The organism is Stenotrophomonas sp. SrG (assembly GCF_050031795.1).
In the GTDB taxonomy this organism is placed as follows: Bacteria; Pseudomonadota; Gammaproteobacteria; order Xanthomonadales; family Xanthomonadaceae; genus Stenotrophomonas; species Stenotrophomonas rhizophila_A.
The window spans coordinates 1-235 of the sequence record NZ_JBNBBE010001353.1; the positions used below are offsets into that span (position 1 = coordinate 1).

At 68.1% G+C, this 235-nt stretch carries 1 protein-coding gene; it reads right to left on the minus strand.

Features of this window, described 5'->3' with window-relative positions:
* Positions 1-209, minus strand: a 209-nt coding sequence (locus tag ACQG3P_RS23810) for a hypothetical protein (protein WP_426806429.1), incomplete at its 3' end; no start/stop codon positions are given.
* Positions 210-235 lie beyond the last annotated feature (26 nt).

A 235-nucleotide genomic window follows, 5' to 3' on the forward strand; every position in this document is an offset into this window, starting at 1 on the left:
TCGGAGTGTCTGGCCAGCTCGGTGAAGGAGGCCACCAGCTGGTCGTGCCGGGTGTAGCGGCTGCCGATCTCGTCGCCCAGGAACTGCTGCGGGGTGGGAATGGCCGGATCGAAATCGCCGTCCTGCGGGAAGAAAGAGGCGCTCTGTGCGAACGCCGGCGCGGCCAGCAGCCACAGCGCCCCCACCACCCAGGTGAGGGGGCGCGACAAACCCTGGAACAAGGACCCAGCAAACC